Source organism: Lysinibacillus agricola (assembly GCF_016638705.1).
GTDB classification, from domain to species: domain Bacteria; phylum Bacillota; class Bacilli; order Bacillales_A; family Planococcaceae; genus Lysinibacillus; species Lysinibacillus agricola.
Window position 1 is genome coordinate 1,105,487 of sequence record NZ_CP067341.1, and the last position, 17,734, is coordinate 1,123,220.

At 37.4% G+C, this 17,734-nt stretch carries 18 protein-coding genes; 11 read left to right on the forward strand and 7 right to left on the reverse strand.

All coding sequences use genetic code 11. The features are described from left to right. The first annotated feature begins 83 nt into the window (after nucleotides 1-83). Entirely contained in the window at nucleotides 84-917 is an 834-nt protein-coding gene (locus FJQ98_RS05175; protein ID WP_053594709.1) for a TetR/AcrR family transcriptional regulator, read from the forward strand. A gap of 376 nt (nucleotides 918-1,293) precedes the next feature. Here the strand turns inward: FJQ98_RS05175 and rnjA are convergent, their stop codons facing one another. Both rnjA and FJQ98_RS05185 read right to left on the reverse strand, forming a co-directional pair. Continuing rightward, nucleotides 1,294-2,961 carry a ribonuclease J1 gene (gene rnjA / locus FJQ98_RS05180; RefSeq protein ID WP_053594708.1) on the reverse strand — a complete coding sequence of 556 codons (1,668 nt, stop codon included), beginning with the start codon at nucleotides 2,959-2,961 and terminating at the stop codon, nucleotides 1,294-1,296. Between the two features lie 5 nt (nucleotides 2,962-2,966). After that, nucleotides 2,967-3,176: a DNA-dependent RNA polymerase subunit epsilon gene (locus FJQ98_RS05185; RefSeq protein WP_053594707.1), complete on the reverse strand. Its 210-nt coding sequence runs from the start codon at nucleotides 3,174-3,176 to the stop codon at nucleotides 2,967-2,969. A 745-nt stretch (nucleotides 3,177-3,921) separates the two neighbouring features. Here FJQ98_RS05185 and FJQ98_RS05190 point away from each other — a divergent pair. Beyond that, on the forward strand, nucleotides 3,922-4,692 hold the full coding sequence (locus FJQ98_RS05190; RefSeq protein WP_053594706.1) for a Cof-type HAD-IIB family hydrolase: 771 nt from the start codon (nucleotides 3,922-3,924) through the stop codon (nucleotides 4,690-4,692). Nucleotides 4,693-4,907: 215 nt separating this feature from the next. On the opposite strand, the gene def is transcribed toward FJQ98_RS05190, so the two are convergent. Next, on the reverse strand, nucleotides 4,908-5,465 hold the full coding sequence (def, locus tag FJQ98_RS05195; protein WP_053594705.1) for a peptide deformylase: 558 nt from the start codon (nucleotides 5,463-5,465) through the stop codon (nucleotides 4,908-4,910). A 395-nt stretch (nucleotides 5,466-5,860) separates the two neighbouring features. Here def and pdhA point away from each other — a divergent pair, with 395 nt between their 5' ends. The 8 genes from pdhA to FJQ98_RS05235 all read left to right on the forward strand — a co-directional run bounded on the left by pdhA (nucleotide 5,861) and on the right by FJQ98_RS05235 (nucleotide 13,540). Then, nucleotides 5,861-6,976, forward strand: a complete 1,116-nt coding sequence (pdhA, locus tag FJQ98_RS05200) for a pyruvate dehydrogenase (acetyl-transferring) E1 component subunit alpha (protein ID WP_053594704.1) — start codon at nucleotides 5,861-5,863, stop codon at nucleotides 6,974-6,976. A gap of 3 nt (nucleotides 6,977-6,979) precedes the next feature. Beyond that, complete coding sequence (locus FJQ98_RS05205) at nucleotides 6,980-7,957, forward strand: alpha-ketoacid dehydrogenase subunit beta (protein WP_053594703.1); 978 nt, start codon at nucleotides 6,980-6,982, stop codon at nucleotides 7,955-7,957. Nucleotides 7,958-8,004: 47 nt separating this feature from the next. Further along, nucleotides 8,005-9,339: a dihydrolipoamide acetyltransferase family protein gene (locus FJQ98_RS05210; protein WP_053594702.1), complete on the forward strand. Its 1,335-nt coding sequence runs from the start codon at nucleotides 8,005-8,007 to the stop codon at nucleotides 9,337-9,339. Between the two features lie 5 nt (nucleotides 9,340-9,344). After that, nucleotides 9,345-10,760 (forward strand): dihydrolipoyl dehydrogenase, encoded by a 1,416-nt coding sequence (lpdA, locus tag FJQ98_RS05215; RefSeq protein ID WP_053594701.1) that lies wholly within the window; start codon nucleotides 9,345-9,347, stop codon nucleotides 10,758-10,760. Between the two features lie 228 nt (nucleotides 10,761-10,988). Next, entirely contained in the window at nucleotides 10,989-11,771 is a 783-nt protein-coding gene (locus FJQ98_RS05220; RefSeq protein WP_053594700.1) for an SDR family NAD(P)-dependent oxidoreductase, read from the forward strand. 190 nt (nucleotides 11,772-11,961) lie between these two features. After that, nucleotides 11,962-12,231 (forward strand): hypothetical protein, encoded by a 270-nt coding sequence (locus FJQ98_RS05225; RefSeq protein WP_201406641.1) that lies wholly within the window; start codon nucleotides 11,962-11,964, stop codon nucleotides 12,229-12,231. 195 nt (nucleotides 12,232-12,426) lie between these two features. Continuing rightward, nucleotides 12,427-12,870, forward strand: a complete 444-nt coding sequence (locus tag FJQ98_RS05230) for a CidA/LrgA family protein (RefSeq protein ID WP_053594698.1) — start codon at nucleotides 12,427-12,429, stop codon at nucleotides 12,868-12,870. Further along, nucleotides 12,863-13,540, forward strand: coding sequence for an LrgB family protein (locus FJQ98_RS05235; RefSeq protein ID WP_053594697.1), 678 nt, complete (start codon nucleotides 12,863-12,865; stop codon nucleotides 13,538-13,540). The genes FJQ98_RS05230 and FJQ98_RS05235 overlap by 8 nt, the downstream gene beginning before the upstream one ends. Nucleotides 13,541-13,854: 314 nt before the next feature. Here the strand turns inward: FJQ98_RS05235 and FJQ98_RS05240 are convergent, their stop codons facing one another. The 3 genes from FJQ98_RS05240 to FJQ98_RS05250 form a co-directional block, all read right to left on the reverse strand. Continuing rightward, nucleotides 13,855-14,307, reverse strand: coding sequence for a GNAT family N-acetyltransferase (locus FJQ98_RS05240; protein WP_053594696.1), 453 nt, complete (start codon nucleotides 14,305-14,307; stop codon nucleotides 13,855-13,857). A gap of 169 nt (nucleotides 14,308-14,476) precedes the next feature. Continuing rightward, nucleotides 14,477-14,791, reverse strand: coding sequence for a YolC/YozM family protein (locus tag FJQ98_RS05245; RefSeq protein WP_053594695.1), 315 nt, complete (start codon nucleotides 14,789-14,791; stop codon nucleotides 14,477-14,479). Nucleotides 14,792-15,132: 341 nt separating this feature from the next. Next, on the reverse strand, nucleotides 15,133-15,729 hold the full coding sequence (locus tag FJQ98_RS05250) for a class I SAM-dependent methyltransferase (protein WP_053594694.1): 597 nt from the start codon (nucleotides 15,727-15,729) through the stop codon (nucleotides 15,133-15,135). 175 nt (nucleotides 15,730-15,904) lie between these two features. Here FJQ98_RS05250 and FJQ98_RS05255 point away from each other — a divergent pair, with 175 nt between their 5' ends. Further along, the gene (locus FJQ98_RS05255) at nucleotides 15,905-16,108 is read left to right on the forward strand and encodes a helix-turn-helix transcriptional regulator (RefSeq protein WP_053594693.1); all 204 of its coding nucleotides are present in this window, start codon (nucleotides 15,905-15,907) and stop codon (nucleotides 16,106-16,108) included. A gap of 152 nt (nucleotides 16,109-16,260) precedes the next feature. On the opposite strand, the gene FJQ98_RS05260 is transcribed toward FJQ98_RS05255, so the two are convergent. After that, complete coding sequence (locus FJQ98_RS05260) at nucleotides 16,261-17,730, reverse strand: aminotransferase class I/II-fold pyridoxal phosphate-dependent enzyme (RefSeq protein ID WP_053594692.1); 1,470 nt, start codon at nucleotides 17,728-17,730, stop codon at nucleotides 16,261-16,263. Between the last annotated feature and the right edge of the window lie 4 nt (nucleotides 17,731-17,734).

The following is a 17,734-nucleotide window of genomic DNA, read 5'->3' on the forward strand; positions in this document are numbered from 1 at the left end:
TATTGACTTACTAGATTCAGTTATTTATAATAATGACTAATCGGTCATTTGTCAACGAAATACATTAGGAGAGAATTAAAAGTATGCTAAAAAAGCAACTAATTATGGAGAAAGCATTAGAGCTATTTTCTGAACAAGGCTTTGAATCTACATCTGTACAGCAAATTACAGAAAGGTGTGGAATTTCAAAAGGTGCATTTTATTTATCTTTTAAAACAAAAGATGAACTTCTATTTTCGATGGTAGAGTACTATCTACAGCAGTTTGTTACTGACATTGACCAAGTAGTCAGAGGTTCACTTAGTAAAGATGTTATATTAGTTGAGTTTTACAAAAGTATTTTTCAAGCATTTAAAAACCACTCTGCATCTGCTCGAGTTTTTTTTAATGAAAAAGTCCTTTTAACTAAAAAAGAATTGTTTCAGAAAATAAGTGCCTATGATGCCGATATGTCGAAGTCAATCCTTTATATGCTTGAGCAGCTATATCAGGATGAACTCCGAAATACAAAGTATGATGTCATGTATTGTATTAAAGGATTTATGAAGAGCTATGCAGAACTTTTTATTTTTTCCGATATACCACTAGACTTAGATCAATTGGCTAAATCTTTAGCGGAAAAGACGGATATTATAGCAAGGCATACAACGATTCCCTTTATTACTGAAGAGCTTGTTCAATTAACAGCAAAACCTTGTGATGAAGAAGTTTCCCAGGAATATTTGCTAGAATTAATCGAACAATATCTAAATGGTTTAGAGGAGTCTATTGAACGCGAGTCTCTTGAATTATTAAAATATCAAGTTGAAAATCTAACCTATAGCAAACCAATTCTAAAAGGTTTAATTGAAAACATACGCTTACAGTCGGATTATAAATGGGTTGCTTATGTACTAGCTAAATACTTTAAGATTTAGGCATAAGAACAGGATTGCTCACTCTAAAAGGTGAACGATCCTTTTTTTTATTGAGATTAAATGTCGTACGAAAAATTTGAAGTGTTAGCGGAAATTATGTAATAGTCTAGGTGATTAGAAGTGATAGCAGTGCTTCTAGTAGCACCACAATATGAATAAGATTTCCACTCAGGCAGCCATTTCCTAAAAAACGGTATCTTACTGAATGTACTACTCTAAATCATTTCGATTAACTGAATGCTAAGTATGTCTACTGGTTGTATTACTGAGATGATTTTTAGAGTTGTTATTACTATATACGAAAAAGAAGCAAGGAGGTTTCAAAAAATTGAAAATAAAAAACTACGCAAACTTTGCGTAGTTTTTTTTAGTGAGGTTAAACCTCCATTATAATCGGTAAAATCATAGGTCGACGTTTTGTTTTTTCGAATAGATAGGGTCCTAACACGTCAGTAATTTCATTTTTCAGTTCAGTCCATTGAGGAGTTTTGCCTTGGATAGTTTCATTTAGATGACGATTTAGCATTTTTTGTGCTTCATTAATCATCGTACCTGACTCACGCATGTAAACAAAGCCTCGTGAAATAATGTCAGGGCCGGAAACAATTTTTTGATTTTCCATATCAACACTTACAACAACGATAACTAAACCTTCTTCAGAAAGAATGCGTCGATCACGAAGCACGATATTGCCGATATCTCCAATACCATTACCGTCAATATAAACGTCTCCTGAAGGAATACGACCTGCCACATGTGCTTCATTCGCACTTAATGCTAGGACGTCACCATTCCCCATAACGAATGTATTTTCAAGTGGAACATCACAATCTTCTGCTAGATGAGTATGCATTTTTAACATACGGAATTCACCGTGAATCGGCATAAAGAATTTAGGCTTCATTAAGCGCAGCATCAATTTTTGTTCTTCCTGAGAGCCGTGACCAGAAGTATGGATATTATTTAGTGCACCATGAATAACTTCTGCACCAGCACGGAACAGTAAGTTGATGATCTTGTTTACACTTACCGTATTTCCTGGTACTGGTGAAGAAGAGAAGATAACTGTGTCACCAGGCTGGATTTGGATTTGACGATGTGTACCATTGGCAATACGAGAAAGGGCTGCCATCGGTTCACCTTGAGAGCCTGTACATAATATCATTACTTCATTGGCAGGAAGACGATTAATGCTTTGGGCATCAATAAATGTATCCTTAGGTGCATTAATATAGCCAAGTTCACGACCGATTGTAATGGCATTATCCATTGAACGGCCGAAGACAGCGATTTTTCGTCCGTATTTTATTGCAGCATCTGTTGCTTGTTGTAAACGGTGAATATTTGACGCAAATGTTGCAAAAATAATGCGACTATCAACCTTACGGAAGATTTCATCAATACTTTTTCCAACTGTACGTTCAGACATTGTAAAGTTTGGTTTTTCAGCATTTGTACTATCTGAAAGTAAGCAAAGTACTCCGTCACGGCCGATTTCAGCCATTTTTGTTAAGTTTGCTGGTTCGCCTACTGGTGTAAAGTCAAATTTAAAGTCACCTGTGTGCACAATGTTACCAGGTGGTGTTTTTACAACAATTCCGTAAGCATCTGGAATACTATGTGTTGTTCTAAAGAAGCTGACAGATGTTTTTCTAAACTTAATCACATCTTCTTCTTTAATTTCGATAAGTTTTGTTGTACGTAACAGTCCATGCTCTTCTAATTTATTGCGCAATAAACCTAGTGCAAGCTTACCACCGTAGACAGGAACATTCACTTGGCGTAGTAAGTATGGAATACCACCAATATGATCCTCGTGTCCGTGTGTAATAAATAAGCCTTTAATTTTGTCGACGTTACGTACTAAATACGTATAATCTGGAATAACATAGTCAATGCCGAGTAAGTCGTCTTCTGGAAATTTGATGCCGGCATCAATTAAGATAATTTCATCTTGAAATTGAACGCCGTAAGTATTTTTGCCGATTTCGCCCAGTCCGCCGAGCGCGAAAACAGCTGCTTGGTCATTTTTAACAAACTTCATGTTTGTTAAATTTCCTCCAAGATGAAGTTCGGACTTGCTTGTTCGTAAGTTAAATAGTTACCTTCAAGCAGTTGAACGAACTCAATATTATAGTTTCGGTCTTTTAGCTTTTCACGTACTTCGCGCTCTGAAGCAGCTTCAAGGTATAGACTTTTAGTGTTTTCGCGAACTGGAATCTCAATAGCATTTTCTTGATAATAAACTTTGTAAATCATAGTTTGCTCTCCTTTATTGCGTACATTTTTATTGCACCTTTGACTAATACCACACACGTACTACAAGAAAAAATAGCGAATTTCTAGTATACTGAAAATGAAATAGGCGTTTGGATTTCTTGTATCTCAGTGTTTCAAAATTGCACTATTTATCTTCGTTCAGCAAATGTATTTTGCGGCTTTAAAGCCAATCATCAACCGCAGAAGACAGTGGATGTCAAAATAATAGCTGAGAAAGATGAACTCAGGCTAAGAACTTCACATCTTGTGAAAATACCTGAGTGACCAACATTATGCCTGCTGACGCTTCGCTTTCGCGCAAAAAACACGTGCTGCTGACGCTTCGCTTTCACGCAAAAGACATCTGCTGGCCTAAAGCCTCTGGTAGATGTCGCGGATTTTGAAAGGAATCAATTATGTTGATACAATTCAAAATCTGGACGTAAGTACACCAAGGCGTATTTGATAAGAAGCAATGAGACAGTGGTTGCACATAGCCAAATAAATGCATTTCCTTTATATTATCACGCAGTTACTCTAAAATAAAGAAAAGCCCTTCAAATAATGAAGGGCAAATGTTAGGCAATTGATTTTTTTCCGAGTATGCCGCGAAGTTGCTTCAACAATTTGCGTTTGAGTTTCTTCATCATGGCACATCACTCCTTAGGATCATTATAACAAAAAAAATCACCTGTGTAAAGTCATTAACCTTTGCAGAATAATACATAATGAGAGGGACTATAAGATGAAGAAAATTTTATTTTTTGATGTAGATGGTACACTTTATAATAGTGAAAAAATATTACCTGCTTCTGCGAAAGAAGCACTTTTTGAAGCTCGTAGTAAAGGGTATGAGCTAGCCATTGCAACTGGGCGTGCACCTTTTATGATTCAATCCTTACTAGAAGAACTAGATATTAATACGTATGTGACCTTTAATGGGCAATATGTTGTTTATCGTGGTGAGGTTGTCTATACAAACGGTATTGAGAAAGATGAACTAGCCAAAATCATTGCCTTTGGTGAAGCGCGAAATGAACCTGTAGTATTTTTAGATGACAAGCGAATGATTGCATCTGTTGGAAATAACGATATGGTGGCAGAAAGCTTAAATACATTAAAATACCCGTATCCAAATTTAGACTCAACTTATTATATGCATAATGCGGTGTATCAAACACTTATTTTTATGGAAGAAAAAGATGAACCTTTATATTGTGAAACGTTTCCAAATGTCCAGTTTGTACGCTGGCATCGCTATTCTTGTGATATTTTACCAAAGGGAGGCTCAAAGGCTGCTGGCATTGAAAAAATCCTTGAGAAAATGGGACTGACACTAAATGATGCAATTGCTTTTGGAGATGGTATCAACGATATAGAAATGCTACAGGCTGTTGGAACAGGTGTGGCGATGGGGAATGGACATGACAGAGTGAAGGCTATTGCTACTCATATTGCAGATCATGTAGATGAGGACGGTCTTGCTAAAATTATGCGTGAGTTAAATATTATTTAATGAAGATAAAAAGCAACTAGTTGGAGGAAATGACTACAGTTAGTTGCTTTTGTATTTAGGAAACAGGTGAAAAATTAAAGTTAATATTTCATTTGTTTCTTTGTTAGATGGGTAGAAAACCAAAGTGGCGGATTGAAAATCGCGGTGAGGTACGCAAGAAAACAAACCCCTACAGATGTTAAACAACTGCAGGGGTTTGTTTTCTTTATGTGCCCTTAGTCACGCTCATATGGTGTAGAATCTGGAATTTCCGCAAATGGATTTTTTTCATTGATGCGATCGTAAAACATTATGCCATTAAGGTGGTCTAATTCATGTTGGAAGGCTATAGCAGGCAAGCCTTTAAGTCGCATTTTTTTCTCTTCACCGTCAACTGTTTTAAATTTAACTGTAACACGAGCATGACGTGGTACATAGCCTGGAACGTTGCGGTCTACAGAAAGGCAACCCTCACCCGTGGCAAGGTATGTGTTTTCTACAGAGTGGCTAACGATTTTTGGGTTGATTGCTACAAAACTTAATTGTTCGCCATTGTCATCTATTAAATGAAGGGCAAACATTCGATGTAGGCTATTTACTTGATTGGCAGCTAATCCAATGCCGCTACGTAAATCATATTTATCTGCAATTTCAGGATCTTGGCTGTTTATTAAATATTGAAGCATACCTTCTGCAAGCTGTCTTACTTCATCAGTTAAAGGGAATTTAACCTCCTCAGTTTTTGTGCGTAAAGTCGGATGACCTTCGCGAATAATATCATCCATTAAAATCATATGTGAATCTTCCTTTCAACTTTGTAGTGCCTTACTTATAAGTATACATCACGTATTAAAACAATCACATGAAAAAAGACCTTATTTGAATATACTTAAAAATTTTTTCTATAGCTATTAGATTGTCTAGAACTGGGGCATTCTACTATTGGTAATCATGTCGGAAAACTTAATGTTTGTGTACTATAAATACATTGTTATAATACAGTTTATATTAATTGATGGTACAGTATGAGACAGTATTGTTTAATCGTTATTTTAGAAAAAATCTTTGTTTGTACGCGTAATATATGATTGACCGACAGTATTTTATTCAGTATACTGAGTGCAAAGAATAAGTTGTACTAGTTGCAAAGGTGATTTATTTTAATACAGCTGAAAGGGAGATGTGACAAATGAGCAATAAAAACAATAATATTTTTGATGCTAAACAAACGCTAACTGAAATCGAAGATAAATTTGAAATGTTTCAAATTTTGAATGAAGAAGGCGAAATTATAAATGACGAGGCAGACCCAAAATTATCTGACGAGGAGCTAGTTGAGTTAATGACGCGTATGGTTTATACACGTATTTTAGACCAACGCTCTATCTCTCTTAACCGCCAAGGTCGATTAGGCTTCTATGCTCCAACGGCTGGTCAAGAAGCTTCGCAACTTGCTTCACACTTTGCGTTAGAAAAAGAAGATTGGATTTTACCAGGTTACCGTGATGTACCACAAATCGTATGGCATGGTTTACCTTTAGATAAAGCGTTTTTATTCTCACGTGGTCATTTTATGGGGAACCAAATTCCTGAAGGCGTAAACGTATTAGCACCTCAAATTATTATCGGTGCACAATATATTCAAGCGGCGGGTGTAGCACTTGGTATTCAAAAACGTGGTAAAAAGGCTGTAGCTGTAACTTATACAGGTGACGGCGGTTCATCACAAGGGGATTTCTATGAAGGCATTAACTTTGCAGGTGCGTTTAAATCACCAGCGATCTTCATTGTACAAAATAACCAATATGCAATTTCAACACCTCGCGAATTACAAACAGCTGCGAAAACAATTGCTCAAAAAGGTGTAGCAGCAGGCTTACCAAGTATTTTAGTAGATGGAATGGATGCGCTAGCAGTTTACGTAGCAACACGCGATGCACGTGAGCGCGCAGTCAATGGTGAAGGTCCAACTTTAATTGAAACACTATGCTATCGCTATGGTCCTCATACAATGGCAGGGGATGATCCAACGCGATACCGTACATCTGATACAGATAGTGAATGGGCACAAAAAGACCCTCTTGTACGCTTCCGTAAATACCTAGAGGCGAAAGGTCTATGGGATGAGCAAAAAGAAGAGGTTGTTATTGAACGTGCAAAAGAAGAAATTAAAGAAGCTATCAAAAAAGCCGATGCAGCTCCAAAACAAAAAGTAACAGAGTTAATGGAAAATATGTATAAAGGCGAAATGCCATCTAATTTAAAAGAACAGTATGAAATCTACAAAGAGAAGGAGTCGAAATAACCTATGGCACAAATGACGATGATTCAAGCAATTACAGATGCACTTCGCACAGAATTAAAGAACGATGAAAACGTTCTTGTATTCGGGGAAGATGTAGGTGTCAACGGTGGGGTATTCCGCGCAACTGAAGGCCTACAAAAAGAATTTGGTGTTGACCGCGTATTCGATACACCATTAGCAGAATCAGGTATTGGTGGCTTAGCAATCGGTCTTTCTCTACAAGGTTTCCGTCCAGTTCCTGAAATACAGTTCTTCGGCTTCGTTTATGAAGTAATGGATTCAATTAATGGTCAATTAGCACGTATGAGCTATCGTAGTGGTGGTGTCTATAATGCACCAGTAACAATCCGTTCACCATTCGGTGGGGGTGTGCATACTCCTGAAATGCACTCTGATAGCTTAGAGAGCTTAATGGCATCACAGCCAGGTTTAACGGTTGTTGTACCATCAACACCATACGATGCTAAAGGCTTACTGATTTCATCTATTCGAAATGATAACCCAGTAATTTTCTTAGAGCATTTAAAATTATATCGTTCATTCCGTGAAGAGGTACCTGAGGAAGCATACGAAATTCCACTAGGTAAAGCGGATGTAAAACGTGAAGGTAAAGATCTAACAATCATTGCCTATGGTTTAATGGTTCACGAAAGCTTAAAGGCTGCAGAAGAGCTAGAAAAAGAAGGCCACTCTGTAGAAGTTATTGATTTACGTACAATTCAACCAATTGATATTGAAACAATTATTGCATCAGTTGAAAAAACAGGTCGTGCAATCGTTGTACAAGAAGCCCAAAAACAAGCAGGTATTGCTGCAAATGTAGTTGCTGAAATAACAGAGCGCGCAATTTTAAGCTTAGAAGCACCTGTACTTCGTGTGGCTGCACCAGATACTGTGTACCCATTCCCACAAGCTGAAGGTGTTTGGTTACCGAACTATAAAGATGTAATGGCAACAGCTAAAAAAGTTTTAACATTCTAATGTAGCTTCTAGACTTGAAGAACGGTGAATAGAAAGGATGGGTACACATGGCATTTGAATTCAGATTACCGGATATTGGCGAGGGTATTCACGAAGGAGAAATCGTGAAATGGTTCGTTAAAGCTGGGGATACAGTAAAAGAAGACGATATTCTTTGTGAAGTACAAAACGATAAAGCAGTGGTAGAAATCCCTTCTCCAGTTGAAGGGACAGTAGAGGAAGTCTTAGTAGGAGAAGGCACAGTAGCAGTTGTTGGTGATGTCTTAATCCGCTTTGATGCACCTGGCTATGAAGACTTAAAGCTAAAAGGTGATGACCATGCTGAAGCGAAAACAGAGGCTCAAGTTCAAGCGACAGCTGAATCTGGTAAGGAAGTAGCAAAGGCACCTGTTGAAGATGAGCAGGCTCCAGAGAAAACTCCTGAAAAGACTGAAGTTGTAGCTGAAGAGAATAAGCGTGTCATTGCAATGCCTTCAGTACGTAAATTTGCACGAGACAATGATGTTAATATTCGTGAAGTTAAAGGTACAGGCAAAAATGGTCGTATTTTAAAACAAGATATTGAGAATTTCCTAAACGGTGGAGGCACTGTTGAGGCTGAAGCGGCACAAGTTGCTAATGAAGAAGCTGTTCAACAAGAAACAACTGCACAAGCAACACCAGTAGTCCTTGAAGGGGAATTCCCAGAAACACGTGAGAAAATGTCTGGCATTCGAAAAGCGATTGCAAAAGCAATGGTTCACTCGAAACAAACGGCTCCTCATGTTACACTAATGGATGAAGTCGATGTAACTGCTCTTGTAGCACATCGCAAAAAATTCAAAGATATCGCTGCTGAAAAAGGTGTTAAATTAACGTACTTACCTTACGTAGTTAAAGCTCTTATTTCAACTTTACGCGAATTCCCAGAATTTAACCGCTCATTAGATGATGCAATGCAAGAAATTATTCAGAAGCATTACTACAATATTGGTATTGCAGCAGATACAGAAAAAGGCTTACTAGTACCTGTTATTAAGCACGCAGATCGTAAATCTGTTTTTGCAGTATCTAATGAAATTAATGAATTAGCGACTAAAGCGCGTGAAGGCAAGCTTGCACCACATGAAATGAAAGGCGCTTCGATGTCGATTACGAATATCGGCTCTGCAGGAGGACAGTGGTTTACTCCGGTAATTAATCATCCTGAAGTAGCGATTTTAGGTATTGGTCGAATTTCAGAAAAACCTGTAATAAAAAATGGTGAAATTGTAGCCGCACCTGTGTTAGCATTATCATTGAGCTTTGATCATCGTATGATCGATGGAGCCACTGCGCAAAATGCTTTAAATCACTTAAAGCGTTTGTTAAGTGAACCAGAATTATTATTAATGGAGGCGTAACAAAAATGGTAGTAGGAGATTTTCCAATCGAAACAGATACTCTTGTCATTGGTTCAGGTCCTGGAGGATATGTAGCAGCAATCCGTGCAGCTCAAACTGGCCAAAAAGTAACAATCGTTGAAAAAAATGTACTTGGTGGTGTGTGCTTAAACGTAGGTTGTATCCCATCAAAAGCATTAATTTCAGTAGGTCACCGTTTTGAGCATGCTAAACATTCAGATGACATGGGTATCATCGCTTCTGATGTGAAATTAGACTTCTCAAAAGCACAAGCATTTAAAGACAGCGTTGTTAAAAAATTAACTGGCGGTGTTGAAGGCCTACTTAAAGGTAACAAAGTTGAAATTGTACAAGGTGAAGCTTATTTCGTTGACGCTAATTCAGTGCGTATCATCAATGGTGAATCTGCTCAAACTTACACATTTAACAATGTAATTATCGCAACAGGTTCTCGCCCAGTTGAAATTCCAACATTTAAATTCTCTGATCGCGTACTAAACTCTACTGGCGCACTTTCTTTACAAGAAGTACCTGGTAAATTAGTCGTTATCGGTGGAGGCTATATTGGTACAGAGTTAGGCTCAGCTTATGCTAATCTTGGCTCACAAGTAACAATTATCGAAGGCGGCAAAGATATCTTAGCTGGCTTCGAAAAACAAATGACACAAATCGTGAAAAAAGGCCTTAAAAAGAAAGGCGTTGAAATGGAAGTAAACGCATCTGCAAAAGGCGTTGAAGAAACAGAAAACGGCGTGGTAGTAACATATGAAGTTGGCGGAGAAGAGAAAAAAGTTGAAGCTGACTATGTATTAGTAACTGTAGGTCGTCGTCCAAATACAGATGAAATGGGCCTTGCTGAAATCGGTATTGAATTCGGTGAACGCGGTCTTATCAATGTCGACAAACAATGTCGTACAAATATTCCAAACATCTATGCAATTGGTGATATTGTAGCAGGTCCTCAGCTTGCTCATAAAGCATCTTACGAAGGTAAAGTTGCTGCTGAAGCAATTGCTGGTGAAAAATCAATCGTTGATTATTTAGCTATTCCTGCTGTATGCTTCACAGATCCAGAAATGGCAACAGTTGGTTATAACGAAGATGAAGCGAAAGCTGAAGGCATTGAATACACTGCAGCGAAATTCCCATTCGCAGCAAATGGTCGTGCACTTGCATTAAACCAAACAGAAGGTTTCGTGAAGCTTGTTGCGCGTAAAGAAGATGGCTTATTAATCGGTGCTCAAATCGTAGGTGCTGGTGCATCAGATATGATTGCTGAAATGGGCTTAGCAATTGAAGGCGGCATGACTGCTGAAGATATTGCTTTAACAATCCATGCTCACCCAACATTAGGTGAAATTACAATGGAAGCTGCTGAAGTATTACTTGGCAACCCAATCCATATTGTAACGAAAAAATAATAGAGTTAATTGGAACGGCTATAAAGCATTTGCTTTGTAGCCGTTTTTTGTATATTACTTGTAATTTTGATAAAGTAACTATATCGAATGAATATTCAAAAAATATAGTTCGAAGTGATGGATAGACCTAGCAAATTGAAAGATAGATTTTAGAAATTGATGGCTAGATGTTCAAAAGTAACGATGCCTGCCGAACAAGAGAAGTTGAAAAAAACCGGGGGTGATAAAATGGAACTAGGATTACAGGGGAAAGTAGCAGTTATTACAGGTTCAAGTAAGGGAATTGGTTATTACACAGCGATGCAGCTTGTGAAAGAGGGGGCGAAGGTTGTACTTTGTGCTCGTGGTGAAAAACAGCTTCAAGTGGCTGCTAGTTGTATTAAAAACGAAACGGGTGAGGACGTTTTAATTGTACCGACTGATATTACAAAGGAAAAGGATTGTAAGCGCTTAATTGAACGAACGGTAGAACATTTTGGCCGACTTGACATCCTTATTAATAATGCAGGTACAGCTTCAGCTAATCCTTTTGAATCGGTTAGTAGTGAGCTATGGCAGGCTGATTTAGATTTAAAAGTATTTGGTGCTGTCAATTGTTCAAAATATGCTGCACCTCATATGCGTAAGGTTGGCGGCGGTGCAATTGTTAATGTGACTGCGGTAATGGCTAAAACACCACCAGCAAATTCCCTTCCTACTACTGTAAGTCGTGCTGCAGGGCTGGCATTAACGAAAGCCATGAGCAAAGATTTAGGTAAAGATAATATTCGAGTGAATTCGGTTTGTATTGGGCTTATTCGTAGTGATCAAATAGAGAAGAAATGGAAAGAAGAAGCGGCAGAACTTTCGTGGGGGGATTATTCTCGCAAAGTAGGTCAATCGATTCCACTTGGTCGCGTAGGGGATACTCAAGAAGCGGCAAATGTCATCACATTTTTAGTATCAGATGCAGCGAGCTATGTGACAGGCACTTCTGTAAATATTGATGGCGGTTCAGGACATGCATTATAGAAGTAACTAAAATAGTAATATTTTTTGAGAAAAGGAATATTTAAGGACCATCACCAAAAGTTGTGGATGACATTTTGTTAAAACGTATACTATGTAAATAAGTTGATTGGAGTGGAGGTTGGGCGACTCCTCGGGGATCAGCGATAGAGGAACGAAGGCTAAAACCATCACTTCCTGTGATAGCGCCTTCGTGACCAACATCGTGTTGGCCCAAGCGGCTCATCGGACGCCCCCAGGAAGTTTTGCTCTGCGCGAAAGCGAAGCGTCAGCGGCAATGTTTTATCTGTGCGAAAGCGAAGCGTCAGCAACAATGTTTTATCTGTGCGAAAGCGAAGCGACAGCAACAATGTTTTATCTGTGCGAAAGCGAAGCGTCAGCAACAATGTTTTATCTGCGCGAAAGCGAAGCGTCAGCGGCAAAGCGCCCAGTCGGAACGGAAATCAACCCCACGTTATGGTGATGACCCAAATTTACTGATGTCTAACAAATGAATGTAGTTCAGTTTTTAGACAACCTCTTTTTCTTATGTAATGAAAGAAGGTGGTTCAAAATGTTTTTGAGCTATCTTCTTTTTCTATTGTTTTCCTAAAATTATAATAGACAGAAAATTTCTGCAGATGTAGAATGAACGTAATAGGGGGTGAAATGTGGCGAAATGTTGAACGAGAATTTTGCTGCGATGTTAAAGAGAGTTGTTCGTATTATTGTTCAGATTGGGGTACTCAATATTTTTTATTACATGGGCGTGGGGATTGTAACTTTATTACATGTACCTCTTCCAGGAAGTGTAATTGGATTACTATTATTAGCACTTGCACTCAATTTTAAAATAATTAAAGTAGAATACATCCAAGATGGAGCAGGCTTTTTAATTGGTGTATTAACATTGTTCTTCATTCCTGCAACAGTAGGAGTGATTGACTATCCTGAGCTTTTGTCAACAACGGGCCTGTTGATCATTCTAGCAGTTATAGCTAGTACATTAATCTCTATTTATGTTACGGGATTACTTAGTCAAATTATCGAGAGAAAAGAGCTGGCTAAAAAAGAATCAGAAGCTATTGTAGAGGATGGAGAGGGGGAATTAACCGTTGACTGAAATTATTGTTATCATTGGCACCATTGTGTTGTTCATGTTATTTACAAAACTTTATCAACGTTTCCCACATCCTTTAATGATTCCGCTAGTGACAACGACCATCGTCAGTGCAGTCATGTTAGTAGTCTTTAATATTCCATATTCTACTTATATGGAGGGGGGAGAGTGGCTTCAAAAAATGCTAGGTCCAGCAGTTGTAGCACTTGCATATCCCCTATATAACCAGCGCGCAATCATTATGAAATATAAGTATGCTATCTTGTCAGGCATTTTTATCGCCATGATTACGGGCCTAGTGACAATATTTGTTATGCTGAAATGGATTGGTGTCAATGAAAGCTGGATGCTGACGGCCTTGCCTAAATCATTAACGACACCTGTAGGTATGCAGGTGAGTGAGACAATTGGCGGCATTCCACCCTTAACAGCTGTGCTTGTAATGCTGGCAGGGTTTGTAGGCGCTATTATCGGACCGTTAGTCATTAAATACGGCAAAATTGACTCAGCCGTTAGTAGAGGTGTTGCAGTCGGTAGTGCTTCACATGGCGTAGGACTTGTTAAATTAAGAGAATACGGAGAACAAGAATTATCAGTAGGCTCGTTATCTATGGGCTTAACTGCAATTATTGGCGCATTTCTATGTCCACTATTTGTTTATTTGTTTTTGTAAAAAAAAGCTATATACAGAAAATCTTTTATTAAAAGTCAAGATATTTCTTAGAATGTATTATATGAATAGGTTTCTATTTGATGTCAGACATTATATAGGATAAAAAAAGAAAGGATAGATGAGCATATTAGGCATTGCTCCCTCTATCCTTTTTTGTACTACAAATTACCTCATTTACTACAACAAATTGATTTTTTACTAGGCTGTTTTCTCAAGGCTCTTTTCTAAAAGATTGTTGCTTCTGGTTTGTCTATCTTCTTCAACTAAAGCACTCCGGTAGTTCAATAAGGATTACAGCTTTTTATGTACTCAAGTTAAAAAATGGTTGTAGTCATTATTACTCTAGATTCATTTGTTACATAGCCATTTTTTCTGAAAAACAACTCTGGTTTACCTTTGCCTCTCTCAGTTGATAAATATGCCGTATCAACGTTTTTCTGTTTAAGGATATTTTTTAAATATTTTAGTAAACTTGAACCAATCCCACTTTGTTGAGTATTAGTTAGAACACAGATTTCATTGATGTAAAAACTCTTACCATCCGCCCATTGCTCTTCATTTCCTACTAAAAAACCAATCATTTGATTATTAGAATCAAAATATCCTATCCCTATGTAACCAGGAGTCTCACTTATATCCTTTAATCGTTTGTAAGATGTCTGATTAATCCAAGGCTCATTCCAAGGATCGGAACAAAAAACATAAGTATAAATGGTTGATGCCTCTTCTAAATCATTTTCTGATAATAAACGAACTAGATTCTCCATTAATAATTCCCCCTTAACATAAACCCTACCACAATTTTCTACTTCCATAACAGCTTATTCAACTAAATACCTCGTTAGTTCAATAAAGAAAAAAAGAGCTGCATTATGCAACTCAATGATCTTCAAGTAAAACACCCGTTAGTTTAAGTGTAATTTTTCACAAACTTCTTTATTTTAAAGTTAAATCAACAGGAACTACCTCAAGTTCATAACTCTCAATACCAAGAGAATCTAAAATGTCTCTAAAGTATTCCTCTGTTTGTTCTTTGTATTGTTTTTTTTCAATTCTAACTGTAAGGACATTTTCTTCTGGGCTTAATCCCATAGAGTGTACAGTAAATTTCTCTTGTGCAACATCAAAAATTTGACCAGAAAACATTTTTTCAATACCATTTGCAGTATCGTTCCCTTCAAATTCATCTTGTGCGATAAAGAGGATAAATCCAGTTACAACTATACATAGCCCAATAATAACCTTCTTCAAAAAAATCACCTCCAACTTCTTCGTTACAGCTTCCTTATTTAGTAATATATTCCATTATAACAATTCGCTATTTACTTAAAAATTTCCTTCTATAACTAAACTGCCCTGTTAGTTTAATAAAGAAAAGGCTCTGTTAAATAACTCTGTTTTTATTCGAAATTAAAATAGTGTTGTAGTAAATGAGGTCATTTAGACGTCTAATATATAAAAAAAGTACACCACTATATTCAAGTGATGTACTTAATTTATATTTAATGTCTGACATTAAAGCCAATCAACTACGCTTCCAATAAATAGGTACATTCACTTGTACTTAATTTTACAGAGTATGTATATAGTTTTTAACTTTTTTCGATAATCAATTGAATGGTATGAGCAAGGCCATTGTGGAGTATACCTTCATTTCGCACTTGTTCACCTGTTAAAAAATGGATAATTTTATAAGGTTGACACCATTTTAGAACATTCAATGGATCATATAAAAAATCAAGCTGTTTTGGGCCACCTGAGTCATAGGGAAGTTGATAAATTGAATAAAATTCCATCATAATACGACCGCCAGATTTTACAGAATCTACAATCCTCTTAAACACTTCTTGTTGCTGTTCAGCTGGAAAATGGCCAAATACCATTATAGCAGCATCAAACATTTCTACTGGTAGTTCATCTTGGAGTAAATCAGTAAGCTTTGTATTAACTGTAACATTATGTTTTTTTGCCAGCTGATCTGTTTTCTCAAGACCGCTTTCGGCATAATCAAAGGCAGTTACTGTATGTCCCTGTAAAGCTAAAAATACAGCATTTCGACCTTCACCTTCTGCATATGCAGCTACATTTGGATAATCTTTCAAATAATGTACATAGTCTTCTATAAATGCATTTGGTTGCTCACCGTAAACATATTCGGCTGTTTTAAATCGTTGATCCCATGCGTTCATTCCATCACTCCCTTACGAAATATTGTAAGTTAAATACAATACAGAATCGAATTTTTTGCTCAGTATTCATTGAAGGCAACTATGCGTTGCGAATTTGCAGATAATAACTTCTAGAATAAAGTGTAATAATCCATTATTATTTGATCAAAATCCTATAAGTCGGAGCTGAAATTCAATGAATTTAGAAAACCGTTTAAAGGAATTGAGAGAACAACATAAGTATACGCAGGATGATGTCGCAGGTTTTTTAAATATTTCAAGACAATCCGTTTCAAAATGGGAGTTAGGAAAAGGCTATCCTGATATTGATAATTTGAGAAGGTTAAGTGATTTATATAAAATTTCTTTAGACCAGCTTATTACAGGTGAAGAAAAATAACATATACCAATAGCTTCTGATTCAAATAATTCGGATCATAAGACTGTTGGGGATTTTTCGTGGCTTATTTTCCCTATTTTTGGTATGCTCTCTTCTTGGTTTTATTATCATTAATCGACAAAAAGCTACCTCTTTCTGAGGTAGCTTTGCCACTAAATAATAGGTTTGCGTTCTTTTATGACGCGAATCGTTTTTAAGGTTGTATCTTCTGGTCCTTGAACAGGTAAACCAGCTTCAATATTCATTTGAATATAACGAATATTTTCTTGGGTAATTATTTCCCCGGGAATAAAAATCGGAATACCAGGGGGATATACCATAACAAATTCTGCACAAATACAATTATCCGCTTCTGCTAGAGGAACAACTTCAGTATCTGCATAAAATGCATCACGCGGTGACATGGCAAGTGCTGGAATTCCCGGTACATTGACTACTGCTTCAGTAATAGCAGCTTCTGAATCGAATGCTTTCGACATACGACTTAGGGCGTTAATGAGGAGGTTAATTTCCTTTTTTGTATCGCCCAATGTCACTAAACATAAAATATTGTATAGATCCGATAATTCTACTTCAATATTTGCATTGTAACGAAGCCATTCTTCAGCTTGATGACCAGAGATACCTAAATCTTTAACACTTATTAGCAGCTTTAAAGGATCCATATCATAAGTTGCAGATGAATTTAATTTTTCTTTACCTGCGCATTTTAAATGTGGAATTTGGTTAATGCGTTTACGAGCATCTTTTGCTAGGCGAAGTGCATCACCAATTAAATCATAACCATGGATTGCTAGCTGACGTCGTGCTGTGTCAAGTGAAGCAAGTAATGGATAAGATGTCGATGTTGTAGTTAGCATCGAGAAAATAGCTTGTACACGTTTTGCAGAAACAAGTCCTTCCCGTACATTTAAAATAGATGTTTGAGTCATGGAGCCACCAAGCTTATGTACACTTGTTGCAGCCATATCAGCTCCAGCTTCCATTGCAGAATAAGGAAGCTCATCATGGAATTTAATGTGGACACCATGAGCTTCATCGACAACTACAGGGATATTACGGCTATGAACTATGTCAACAATACGCTTTAAATCCGCTGAGAAGCCGTAGTACGTTGGATTAATAACAAGAACTGCCTTTGTATCTGGATAAGCATTTAAAGCTTTTTCGACAGCTTCAGGCGATATTCCATGAGAAATGCCATATTCACTATCTACTTCAGGATGAATAAAAATCGGGATTGCACCAGCGAACACAATCGCCGACATAATGGATTTATGAACATTCCGTGGCACTAGAATCTTATCACCTGGACCGACGACGGTCAGAATCATCGTCATGATGGCGCCACTAGTACCTTGAACGGAAAAGAATGTATGATCAGCACCAAAGGCTTCGGCAGCAAGTGCTTGCGCTTCTTTAATGGCGCCTTTTGGTGAATGTAAATCGTCCAGTGGAGCAATATTAATTAAATCAATTGATAAAACGTTGTCGCCGACGAATTCTCGGAATGCAGGATCCATACCATGACCTTTCTTATGGCCTGGAATATGGAACTGAATTGGATGTCTGTTCCGATGTTTAAGTAATACGTCGAACAATGGAGTCTCTAGTTGTGACAACGCA

Bases quoted from the DNA above. Each gene is read 5' to 3' on its own strand.
- FJQ98_RS05175 (WP_053594709.1), top strand. From the start codon at position 84: ATGCTAAAAAAGCAACTAATTATGGAGAAAGCATTAGAGCTATTTTCT.
- rnjA (WP_053594708.1), bottom strand. From the start codon at position 2,961: ATGAAGTTTGTTAAAAATGACCAAGCAGCTGTTTTCGCGCTCGGCGGA.
- FJQ98_RS05185 (WP_053594707.1), bottom strand. From the start codon at position 3,176: ATGATTTACAAAGTTTATTATCAAGAAAATGCTATTGAGATTCCAGTT.
- FJQ98_RS05190 (WP_053594706.1), top strand. From the start codon at position 3,922: ATGAAGAAAATTTTATTTTTTGATGTAGATGGTACACTTTATAATAGT.
- def (WP_053594705.1), bottom strand. From the start codon at position 5,465: ATGATTTTAATGGATGATATTATTCGCGAAGGTCATCCGACTTTACGC.
- pdhA (WP_053594704.1), top strand. From the start codon at position 5,861: ATGAGCAATAAAAACAATAATATTTTTGATGCTAAACAAACGCTAACT.
- FJQ98_RS05205 (WP_053594703.1), top strand. From the start codon at position 6,980: ATGGCACAAATGACGATGATTCAAGCAATTACAGATGCACTTCGCACA.
- FJQ98_RS05210 (WP_053594702.1), top strand. From the start codon at position 8,005: ATGGCATTTGAATTCAGATTACCGGATATTGGCGAGGGTATTCACGAA.
- lpdA (WP_053594701.1), top strand. From the start codon at position 9,345: ATGGTAGTAGGAGATTTTCCAATCGAAACAGATACTCTTGTCATTGGT.
- FJQ98_RS05220 (WP_053594700.1), top strand. From the start codon at position 10,989: ATGGAACTAGGATTACAGGGGAAAGTAGCAGTTATTACAGGTTCAAGT.
- FJQ98_RS05230 (WP_053594698.1), top strand. From the start codon at position 12,427: ATGTTGAACGAGAATTTTGCTGCGATGTTAAAGAGAGTTGTTCGTATT.
- FJQ98_RS05240 (WP_053594696.1), bottom strand. From the start codon at position 14,307: ATGGAGAATCTAGTTCGTTTATTATCAGAAAATGATTTAGAAGAGGCA.
- FJQ98_RS05250 (WP_053594694.1), bottom strand. From the start codon at position 15,729: ATGAACGCATGGGATCAACGATTTAAAACAGCCGAATATGTTTACGGT.
- FJQ98_RS05255 (WP_053594693.1), top strand. From the start codon at position 15,905: ATGAATTTAGAAAACCGTTTAAAGGAATTGAGAGAACAACATAAGTAT.